Genomic DNA, 10,123 nt, shown 5'->3' with positions numbered 1-10,123 from the left:
CCCCTCAGCCTGGTTATACCAGGCTGAGAGATTTATGAAATTAGTCATGGACACTTACCGTTGGATTTTATGAGGTTGTACGTCGTCCAACTGATGCGAAGGGCTTTATCCTTCTACCCAAACGTTGGGTTGTCGAACGTAAGTAACACGACAGAATTAATTACATACTGACTCTTGTCTAGTCAAGAATTTCAGCCCATATTGGTGTAATTAATTGCGTCTGATTACTTAGCTTTGGTTAGTTCAACTTGGTAATCATTTTTCTTATCACCTTAAAGCCGGGAGATCGTTGGATGGAAGCTGCGAACCTGTTTGTCTAGTTAGAGGTTGCATGTACTCTAGATTCAGCAAAAACTTCACATTCCTATCTCAAAAGTGCATAAGTTGATTTTGCTTGCACTTAACTTAATTAAAGAAGAAAAGCAAACAAGTCTGATTCACGTAATCAAATTTTTGTAAATGTGTAAACCCAATCAATAATGGGAAAAGGAGATCGACATGGCTACATTTAGAACCGGTGGTGACCATCAGTTTACATTTATAAATCACACAAGTGGTACACCAATATTCTATGACCTCGATCAAGCTACTGGCGGTGACCAACAAGAAATAAGCGGAACCGTCGAGTCAGGACAGACAGTTAAGTCAAAATCTTTTAATAACGGCGGAAGAACTTTAGAACAAGGCAATGTTCCTGTAATCACAATTGTCGGTGCATCTGCTCCCAACTTCCGATTTTGGTCAGGTTCCGATGGACAATATATAAATGCACTTGCAGGAAACGGATATACAGTCAAAACAGATAATTCTGAAATCAGTGAGGTAATTGGCAATGGTTACAGAGTAACTGTAGATGGAGGAGGAGTAGATGATCCTACAATTTTAGATATCTATATTCAAGTATATAATGCTTGATGTATTTGTATACGTTCAGGGAGGTTACGAGCAGTAACTACAAAACCTAGTCTTATCTAGGTTTTAATCCCAGATTAGCGCTCAAAAATCTGTATTCCATACGACTGAGAAACGCTATCTGCTCCAACGATTTGTTAGCTGGCGTCACAGAGGTAGCTTTGCAATGCGATCAACCCATTCTTCGGCACTTGATGCTGACCAAATCACTAACAATTCTTCGATAACGACTTCAATCGCTAACTTTCTAGAGACAATGATAACTCCTGCACTTTGATTGTTTGCGATAAATTCCGCAAATTCTGATGGCATTGTTTTTCGTTCGCAAAGCGTGCCGAAGGCAATCATGGCTAACAAGAATCCGCCCCTGCTTGGCGGCGATCGCCAATACTTCTGGATCTTTTACACCTTTCAATCCAGCAGTAAAGGCACTTTGGAAGTCAATTGTGGATTCTCGTCGCAGAACTCCTGTCACGATCGCCTAATTCAAATCAGCATCGGCTTGGTAACGAATGTTCACTATACTGCCTTTCTTGCTGCCTTAGCTGCCATCAACTTGTTATATAAAGCAGGATCAATAGCCTGTAGCGGTTGAGGCATGGTATCAAAAGCTATTTCTTCGGCTGCTAAGTAAGCGTCAATGTCAGCACGATTGGCTAGATAAAAGGCGATCGCTCCATAAACTTGTTCAAGTCTCAGCAGGGGGAAAGACTGAACAATGCTTTCAGGTGACTGCCCACTTTGGAAGGCATATACAACAGAGTCAAGGGAAATTCGGGTATCTCTAACCCAATAAGCATCATCTCGATATTCTACATACAACTTGGCTACTACGACTGGCATCTAGTTGCCTGCTACAACTATCTGTGATCATAGGCGAGTTTCTGCTATACATAACTTGACCAAACTTATTTTACAGCTATTTTCAGGTAAATAGACCACGCGGTAGGGGCACGAGCCAGCTCATACGTGTCAACTTAACGTAAAAGCCATGTCCCGCAAGGAACTGAAGTTCCTTGCTAATAGCGAAAGTCATCTTTAGATGACTAAATAATCCGAAAAATCTTTAGTCTACTTTAGTAGACTTTAGCTATTAGCCTGGAACTTTAGTTCCAGGCGGGTGAGTCATATCATGTCCGCTTGATTGCTTATTAAACCCGAAGAACCCCACCCCGCCAAAGCTACGCTTTGTCTCCCCTCCCGAAGAGCGGGGAGGGGCTAGGGGTGGGGTGTAATGACTGTGGTTAGCATAACTATTTATGCGGACATGATATCAAGCCGAAAGTTTTGCTATTTCTAGGCTTTTGTTGACACCAATGAGCATTGCTGTGCCCCTACAACAGATGTGGTTCAAATACATGAAAACTGCTGTAATACCATTTGATTTGTGAAAATCAAATGGACATTCCCATAAATTAAATATGCGTCACCCAGAACCCTTGTAGAGACGTAGCACTGCTACGTCTCTACATTCTTTTTCACAGATGTCTATTACTTTATGTTGTAATTTTTTGTAAAGCGTGTAGACTATAGTTAATTGATGGACGGGCAGGATGCCCGCCCCACAAAATTGGGTAATTTCTTTGTTGCAAGTTCCCGTATTCCGCACTCAGTTAAGGTGCAAGGGCATTACCCCGAATTAGACTACCAATGGTTTTGGCAGTAATTTTCAGTTGGGTGATAGGATTAGCTGGGACAACCGTCTTATACAGATAGCTATCGAATGTCAATCGCTGCACATCGAGGTCATCGCACATTTCCACAAATGCCTCGCGGGTAGCATCGGAACGATAGAACACGCTTTGCAGAATGTCCAGCACCTTGTAAGTGAGTCCGTATTTTTTATCCCAACGTTTCAGGTAAACCTTCAGGTCATTTTCTGTAGGAATACGGCTACCACTATTAGATGCTTCTACAATAGTTTCCGCACACATCCGCCCAGATTTAGCGGCAAAATAAATACCTTCACCAGAAGACTTGGTAACATAACCAGCAGCATCTCCCACCAAAGCGATGCGACCGACAACACGACGGGGACGGGGATGTTCAGGAATGGGGTGGGCTTCAACTTTGATGATTTTACCACCTGCTAGCTTCTCCCAAGCACGAGCGCGGATACCTGCTTGTAACTGTTTGATGCTGGCTTTATTGATTTGCATTGTACCAGTACCGACAGCTACGTGGTCATATTTGGGGAAAACCCAAGCGTAGAAATCAGTAGAAACGTCATCACCGACATACATTTCGGCGAGGTCGTTATAGTAGGTCATTTTGTCTTCGGGTAAGCGAATTCGCTCTTGGAAAGCGATCGCATAATTGTAATCCCCAGCGTCCATTTCTTTAGCAACGCGAGAATTAGCCCCATCCGCCCCAATAATTAGATCCACCTTCAGAGTTTTGGCAATACCCTGTGATATCCCTTCTGTATGGTCAACGTAATGGATGGTATAGGGATCAGTATTGTTTCCTGGTATATCAAGTTTATGAACAGTGGCATTAATTAAATTTGCGCCGACTTTTGCCGCGCGATCGCGCAAAAAGCCATCTAGTACTTCTCGGCGGCACATTCCTATATATTCTTCTTCATTTACCAGATTGATATCAACCTCACGATTGGAAGGCGAAATCATTTTCATCTTCCGTACCCGGCGATCAATAATCTCTGGTGGCAAGTCAAATTCACTCACCATACATAAAGGAATTGCACCCCCACAAGGCTTTGCATTGTCTAGCTTCCGCTCAAACAGGTAGGTTTCAATCCCAGAGGCTGCCAGTGTTTCTGCGGCAGATGAACCAGCAGGGCCTGACCCAATAACAGCAACCCGTAGTGTCAAAGGTCTTTCTCCCAATCTTCACATTTACCGAGAGCATACTACCACGGTCTTTCTGCTGATTTGGCGCTTTACCTTCAGGTTTCTACTGAAATGCAATATTCCTTAATGTTTCGATACAAAAACCGAGATGGGTAATTTAGTTAAGGTAAATTTCAATTTCAATGTATAATTTATCAAAACAGAATTCAGGAGTCAGGAGCCAGAATTCAGAATTGAATTCTGTGTGACACTTCGGCTACGCTCAGTGCATCGCTGGCGGATGAATAAACGGCGTTTTTGCACCCCCACTAAATCGTTCGCGCAGCGTCTCTGAAAGAGAAGATTTAGTGGTCAACAAGAAAGTGGTGGGTTTGAATCCCCCACTAATTGATTCTGACCGGAGGCGGAGCGTCTCCGGCTCCGCTCCTGAATTCTGACTTCTGAATTCTTCTTCAATGTACCATTAATCAACTACTTTCCTTAATCATTATTGTTCACAAAGGTATTTATTTTATGCCTAATAATCTTGAAAACCATATTCTAGAAGAAGTTCGTAAACTGAAGCAGAAAAACAGAAAACGCATCGTTCAGATTGGGATGCTTTTGCTGCTTATGGGTATAGTGAGTGGGTTTGCATATTTGTTTTTTCAAGGTAATCCCATTTGGAAAATAGGCAATTCAGCTATTAGCGTAACAACGCTTTTTTTAAGCATCGTTGGACTAATTTTAATTCTCAATATAGTTACTTATATTATTAAATATCAAACATCGAAAAGTCGTTATCAATCTTCTCTATTTTCTTTAAAAATTTGGCAATTTAGTCGTTTAAAACGGATCAAGGGTAAATATTGGCTAGGTTATAGTTTACTGCTGATGGCACTAATTTCTCAAAGTAATCCATCTCTAATTATTAACCCACTTAATGGTTTTGTTACTGGTATAGTATATAAACCTGAACCTCCTAGATTAAATTCACCTTGGCCGTGGAAAGAGAATACAATAATTCATCCAATTGTTGCCAATATGCCATCCAATATTGAAACAACTATTGAATCTGTTGCTAAATATATTGTTAAACAGGAATCAGACCCATACTTACGAATTAAAGCTATACATGACTATGTTGTTAGTCGGGTTACTTATGATTTAGATGTGCTGAAAACGGGAAGAAGACCTGCTCAAGATGCTCGAACTGTTTTTTTCACTCACAAAGGAGTTTGCGAGGGCTATGCTAATTTATTCATGGCATTGGGGCGATCTATGGGTGCAGATGTTGTTTATGTCAGAGGGAAAATTCGTCGAGACTTAGCCCCCATAGACTTAATTCCTAAGGTATTTAGACTGATACATTCTGATTATGATTGGACAAACCATGCTTGGAATGCAGTCAAAATTTTAGATAATTGGCAATTAGTTGATACAACCTGGGATGATGGTGATTCTAGCGAACTTGGTTCATATAGTGCAGACTATCTCATACTTCCTCCTCAAGTAATGAGCATAAGTCATTTTCCTCAGCAGTTAAATTGGCAACTTTTACATCGTCGTGAAGACTACAAGACTTTTGAAAACAAGCCAATTCTGACACCTCAGTTTTTCATGGATGAGTTAATGCTAATTTCCCCAACTGAATATCAAACAAATGTTCAAAAAGTCGCTGCAATTAAAATTGCCAGTTCTCCAAATTACCAGAAGAAGATTGTTGCCCTCTTTACTAAAGCACAAAAAGTCGAGTCTTCACTTTGGGACTTGCCAGGATCTGGGAATTTGCTAGAAGATAATCAAGATAACCAACGAAGACTACAAGATTTCAAAAAATGCCAGAGTCAATGGAATGCACGAGGGGAAACTGAAATCTCCTGTCAGTTTCCAGAAGCAGGAAATTATGAAGTTTTTGTGTTTAGTCTTGAACAAAAACTTAGCCTCCTGGGTAAACTGAAATTTCATGCTGTACTACGCTAGAACTCAGAAGTAAACCTCATCTAAGTTGAGAACCGTAGTTTTTGCCCTCACCCTAAATCCCTCTCCCAGATATGGGAGAGGGACTTTGAAATTCTGGCTCCCCGAATCCCAAATCTGGGAGAAGGGGTTGGGGGATGAGGGCAGATCCTTTTCATCACCGAAGAACTACAGGTTTCAAGATAGACGCGGTTTAGCTAAATCTTATTCATTGAAAGCGACGGGAAACTCCATCCCAAGAGTGGGTGTTCCGGGATAGTCGCCCCGTCGCTTGGGGCATAGGGCATAGGGCATTGGTAGCTTCTTCCCCATGCCCCATGCCCCATTTCCCATGCCCAAAAACTCCATCCCCTTGTGGGTGGAGTTTTTTATTCAAAAATAACTATCTATGGTATATATAAGACACGGTAATCCTAGCAGGGAACTGTAGATAGTTGCAGAGGTATAGCGGCAGTGGGTATAGTAGTTGAAAATGTCTCCAAACAATTCGGGAGTTTCAAGGCAGTTGATCGGGTCAGCCTGGAAATTAAAAGTGGTTCGCTAGTTGCGTTGCTCGGCCCATCGGGATCGGGTAAATCTACGCTACTACGGTTAATTTCAGGTTTAGAAATGCCAGATAGCGGCAAAATCCTGCTTATCGGTAAGGACGCTACATACCAAAGCGTGCAACAGCGCAATATTGGCTTTGTGTTTCAGCACTATGCCCTATTTAAGCATCTAACTGTCAGACAGAATATTGCCTTTGGTTTAGAAATTCGTAAGGCACAGCCAAAGAAAATTAAGGGGCGAGTAGAACAGTTACTAGAATTGGTGCAATTGACTGGACTAGGCGATCGCTATCCATCACAACTTTCTGGTGGTCAAAGACAACGGGTAGCATTAGCAAGGGCACTGGCAGTAGAACCCGAAGTATTATTGCTAGATGAACCCTTTGGCGCACTCGATGCGAAAGTCCGCAAAGACTTACGGGCATGGTTACGCAACCTCCATGATGAGGTTCATGTTACCACAGTTTTTGTCACTCACGACCAAGAAGAAGCAATGGAAGTCTCCGATGAAGTTGTGGTCATGAATAAAGGACGTGTAGAACAGGTGGGGACACCAGCAGAAATTTACGATAATCCTGCCACCGCATTTGTGATGAGCTTCATTGGGCCGGTGAATGTGTTACCCAGCAACTCAAAGATTTTTCAAAGTAGCGGATTTGATGCGCCACATCCACAAGTATTTTTGCGTCCGCAAGATGTGATTTTGGAAAAGGTTGCCAACGGTGCTACTACACCTGCGACAGTGAGCCGTTTGATACATTTAGGTTGGGAAATTCAGGTAGAATTAACTTTTGATGACGGGCAAGTGGTGATGGCCCATTTAACACGCGATCGCTTCAACCAATTAGAGTTAGAACCGAAACAACGCGTGTATGTCAAGCCAAAAGATGCCAAGTCCTTCCCTCTGTCTTATTCAATTTAGTTGACTTAAGGCAGGGACATTTTCAGGGGTTTGTTGGGTAACACTAAAGTTCAACCCAACCTTGTATCTTAGAAGCAGTGGTAGACTGTCCCCCCTTCTTCATCGCTACCGTGTATACACAAGTCTGAAAATTACACCTCACACTTGGTTTCGTCGTCTAGCTCTAAGCTGTTGGAGCGCTTTGTCAGCCTGTCATTGCGAGGAGGAACGACGAAGCAATCGCAAAAACTACGAGATTATGCGATTACTAAGCGAAGCTATCGCTGCGCTCTTCATGACAATTTATTGGGTCTATAAAGCTTGAAACCTTTGCAGATAGGACTTGTGTATACACCGTAGCTTCTTCATCGGGGGGACTACAGGAAGGTTAACAGTGAACAGTGAACAGTAAACAGTTATCAGTTAAATCCTTGACGAAACACCACACCAATTGGTGGTATGCGTTGGTGGTGGGTAACAACTCCTCACCATACGCTTTGATAACTGATAACTGATAACTGATAACTGATTTAAAACGATCTCAAATTCTCACGAATGATTTAGGACTGCTATATAAGCAACAGATACCTCAAAGTCATGTTGAAGTACTTCAAAGTCGTTTTGAGGTACTTCAAAGTCGTTTTGAGGTACTTCAAAGTCGTTTTGAGGTACTTCAAAGTCGTTTTGAGGTACTTCAAAGTCGTGTTGAGGTACTCCAAAGTCGTGTTGAGGTACTCCAAAGTCGTTTTGAGGTACTTCAAAGTCGTTTTGAGGTACTTCAAAGTCGTTTTGAGGTACTTCAAAGTCGTTTTGAGGTACTTCAAAGTCGTTTTGAGGTACTTCAAACTTTGTCGCACTGCGATCAAGTACACAGGTGCGACGCCGAATAGCCCGCCAACTCTTGGAGACGCTCCGCGAACGGCATCGCTTTCATAAATCTCCACAAACAAAACGTGAGCTTGACTTTTAAAACAGTCGCTACAAATTTTCTTAACCGAGTAGTATTGCACCAATAGCCAGTATAATCGGAGATGCTGTTCAGATAGTTGCGTAAAAGTATACAAAAACACCAGCACAGTATCATACTGAGGCTGGTGCGCTGGCTTTTTATTGATTTTTGTGAGGATTAATTTAATCCTCTAAACTTCGACTTTCTACATCGCACTGCTATATCTGCCCCTACTAACAAGGAGTCAAATTAAACCTAATTCTATAAACCCCATTGAATCTAATTAGGGCTTGCTGCCCCGCAGCTACATTTGTGGCACGCGCTATCAAAGTTGTGTTGATGCCGAAAACCGAATTCACTGGGTTAGCACACGCGTCTATTGTATCTCCTGTAATAGCTTCATCTTTTAGCCATCCACCTGAAGAGCCAGACGGGAAGTTTATGTTTAGATCATTCCTAGATGGAATTATTTTCCCTTGAAACACTGGTCTAACCCTTAAAGCAGCAGTACCCCCCTGAGGCACATTTGTAAAACCAGAATACCTCAGGTTAATGGGCTGAACTCTGTAGCCTCTAGGCACATTAAGCCCAATTCTGAGATTGCAAGATTGTGATACAACCTTAGGAGATACAGCTACAGCCTGAAATCGAGGGAAAGTTACAGACAGAGTATTTCCTACCAAACTTATTTGGGCAGTTCCCGACGGGCAGCCATTTCCGAAAACAGTTACTGGAACACTTTCAAACTGAAATGCTGGTGTTTGAGCCTGTACCTCAGATAAACCCACAACATTTAAACTCAGTAGCGTCAAACTGGAAATAAGAGCAGTTAAAACTTTCATATCTTTCATCTCAAATAACGAGAGCTTATCAGGTTTGTTGTCAATACTATGTCTCAAGACACAGAGTCAAAAATTTCTTCAGAGCGATTGGAAGAAATATTTCGATAAGTTGGTAAAGCAACTTTAGAGGGATCAGCTTTTGGGAAAAATTAAATGCAAAACTGACTATGCATTTAAAAAACCTAACAAGGATTAAAAGCGAACTTTATTTGGAACAATACAGGGCCGATTTCTGTATCGATTTTATCAATTCGGATTTTGGTTTGTTGATTTGCAGGTATATCTCTAGCTCTTGCCGTCAGATTTGTATTGATACCAAAAATCGAACTTACTGGGTTTTGACATGCATTTATTGTGCCTAATACAATACCTACATCTTTACTCCAAGTAGCTGAAAAGCCAGGCGCAAACGTTGCGTTTGGATCATTGATAGTTTGAAGTTCTTGACCTTCAAAAAGTATTTTCACATTTAGGTTAGCACTGCCTCCTGTAGGCACATCTGCAAAGGCAAGATACTTAACGTTAATCGGCTGAACGTTCAATCCAAAAGGTACATTAAGTCCGATCCGCAGATTGCAGGATTTTGATACAACCTTAGGAGGTAAAGCTAAAGCTTCAAACTCAGAAAATGCTATTGAAAGAGTATCTCCATTTAAAATTCCCTTTGCTGTTCCGTTTGGGCAACCATTTCCGAAAAGAGTTACTAGAACTTCTTGAAGCTCAAATCCTTGTGTTTGAGCCTGTACCTGAGATAAACCGACAACATTTAAACTCAGTAGTGTCAAACTGGAAATCAGACCAGTTAAAACTTTGATCTAATAACTCCGCGAAAATGTGTAATCTCCTATGAATATTACATGGAATGTCAATCTCCTAATATACTTCTAGACAGAAAAAATTTTCCCTGGCAGACTCTTTGGGTTTTGGGGATTTCTAGCAATCATTAAATGTATGGAATACGCTCTGGTTAATAAAGACAGAAATATGATAAAACAATCAATTTCTGACTCGGAAATTGTTTACCAGCGTATTTGACTTCTCAGAAAATAATTCAGGAGTCAGGACTTAGAATTCAGAATCGAATTCTGTACAAAAAAGCAGATAACGCAGAGGTAGCAACTCTACCAGCAGATTAATAAAAGGGTTTAAGACCCTCACTAAATCTTCTCCTTTGGAGACGCACTCGCGTTCGATTTAGC

At 41.5% G+C, this 10,123-nt stretch carries 10 protein-coding genes; 4 read left to right on the top strand and 6 right to left on the bottom strand.

The genetic code is table 11. The annotated features are described in order from the left end of the window. The first annotated feature begins 498 nt into the window (after positions 1 to 498). Positions 499 to 915 carry a hypothetical protein gene (locus tag LC574_RS10590; protein WP_229453484.1) on the top strand — a complete coding sequence of 139 codons (417 nt, stop codon included), beginning with the start codon at positions 499 to 501 and terminating at the stop codon, positions 913 to 915. 144 nt (positions 916 to 1,059) lie between these two features. Here LC574_RS10590 and LC574_RS10585 read toward each other — a convergent pair whose 3' ends face one another. The 4 genes from LC574_RS10585 to chlP all read right to left on the bottom strand — a co-directional run bounded on the left by LC574_RS10585 (position 1,060) and on the right by chlP (position 3,746). After that, positions 1,060 to 1,224 carry a hypothetical protein gene (locus LC574_RS10585; protein ID WP_229453485.1) on the bottom strand — a complete coding sequence of 55 codons (165 nt, stop codon included), beginning with the start codon at positions 1,222 to 1,224 and terminating at the stop codon, positions 1,060 to 1,062. After that, positions 1,160 to 1,387, bottom strand: coding sequence for a DUF5615 family PIN-like protein (locus LC574_RS10580; protein WP_229453483.1), 228 nt, complete (start codon positions 1,385 to 1,387; stop codon positions 1,160 to 1,162). Before LC574_RS10580 ends, LC574_RS10585 begins: the two co-directional genes overlap by 65 nt. Positions 1,388 to 1,431: 44 nt before the next feature. Continuing rightward, entirely contained in the window at positions 1,432 to 1,755 is a 324-nt protein-coding gene (locus tag LC574_RS10575) for a DUF433 domain-containing protein (RefSeq protein WP_229453482.1), read from the bottom strand. Positions 1,756 to 2,525: 770 nt separating this feature from the next. Further along, on the bottom strand, positions 2,526 to 3,746 hold the full coding sequence (gene chlP / locus LC574_RS10570; protein ID WP_229453481.1) for a geranylgeranyl reductase: 1,221 nt from the start codon (positions 3,744 to 3,746) through the stop codon (positions 2,526 to 2,528). A 492-nt stretch (positions 3,747 to 4,238) separates the two neighbouring features. Between chlP and LC574_RS10565 the strand changes: the two genes are divergently transcribed. The 3 genes from LC574_RS10565 to LC574_RS10555 all read left to right on the top strand — a co-directional run bounded on the left by LC574_RS10565 (position 4,239) and on the right by LC574_RS10555 (position 8,069). Then, the gene (locus tag LC574_RS10565; protein ID WP_229453480.1) at positions 4,239 to 5,687 is read left to right on the top strand and encodes a transglutaminase domain-containing protein; all 1,449 of its coding nucleotides are present in this window, start codon (positions 4,239 to 4,241) and stop codon (positions 5,685 to 5,687) included. Positions 5,688 to 6,137: 450 nt separating this feature from the next. Continuing rightward, positions 6,138 to 7,154, top strand: coding sequence for a sulfate/molybdate ABC transporter ATP-binding protein (locus LC574_RS10560; protein ID WP_229453479.1), 1,017 nt, complete (start codon positions 6,138 to 6,140; stop codon positions 7,152 to 7,154). Between the two features lie 576 nt (positions 7,155 to 7,730). Continuing rightward, entirely contained in the window at positions 7,731 to 8,069 is a 339-nt protein-coding gene (locus LC574_RS10555; protein ID WP_229453478.1) for a hypothetical protein, read from the top strand. 246 nt (positions 8,070 to 8,315) lie between these two features. Here LC574_RS10555 and LC574_RS10550 read toward each other — a convergent pair whose 3' ends face one another. Both LC574_RS10550 and LC574_RS10545 read right to left on the bottom strand, forming a co-directional pair. Beyond that, positions 8,316 to 8,924 carry a DUF4360 domain-containing protein gene (locus LC574_RS10550; protein WP_229453477.1) on the bottom strand — a complete coding sequence of 203 codons (609 nt, stop codon included), beginning with the start codon at positions 8,922 to 8,924 and terminating at the stop codon, positions 8,316 to 8,318. A 182-nt stretch (positions 8,925 to 9,106) separates the two neighbouring features. Continuing rightward, the gene (locus LC574_RS10545) at positions 9,107 to 9,709 is read right to left on the bottom strand and encodes a DUF4360 domain-containing protein (RefSeq protein ID WP_229453476.1); all 603 of its coding nucleotides are present in this window, start codon (positions 9,707 to 9,709) and stop codon (positions 9,107 to 9,109) included. Positions 9,710 to 10,123 lie beyond the last annotated feature (414 nt).

Origin of the sequence: Nostoc sp. CHAB 5715 (assembly GCF_020829685.1) — a bacterium.
GTDB lineage: Bacteria > Cyanobacteriota > Cyanobacteriia > Cyanobacteriales > Nostocaceae > Nostoc.
The sequence above is the reverse complement of the archived record's forward strand: the minus strand, read 5'-3'. Positions and strand labels throughout refer to the sequence as shown.

What these genes read in the sequence shown, in the direction of transcription:
- LC574_RS10555 (WP_229453478.1), top strand. Translation starts at nt 7,731, where the DNA reads ATGTTGAAGTACTTCAAAGTCGTTTTGAGGTACTTCAAAGTCGTTTTG.
- LC574_RS10565 (WP_229453480.1), top strand. Translation starts at nt 4,239, where the DNA reads ATGCCTAATAATCTTGAAAACCATATTCTAGAAGAAGTTCGTAAACTG.
- LC574_RS10575 (WP_229453482.1), bottom strand. Translation starts at nt 1,755, where the DNA reads ATGCCAGTCGTAGTAGCCAAGTTGTATGTAGAATATCGAGATGATGCT.
- LC574_RS10590 (WP_229453484.1), top strand. Translation starts at nt 499, where the DNA reads ATGGCTACATTTAGAACCGGTGGTGACCATCAGTTTACATTTATAAAT.
- LC574_RS10585 (WP_229453485.1), bottom strand. Translation starts at nt 1,224, where the DNA reads ATGCCATCAGAATTTGCGGAATTTATCGCAAACAATCAAAGTGCAGGA.
- LC574_RS10550 (WP_229453477.1), bottom strand. Translation starts at nt 8,924, where the DNA reads ATGAAAGTTTTAACTGCTCTTATTTCCAGTTTGACGCTACTGAGTTTA.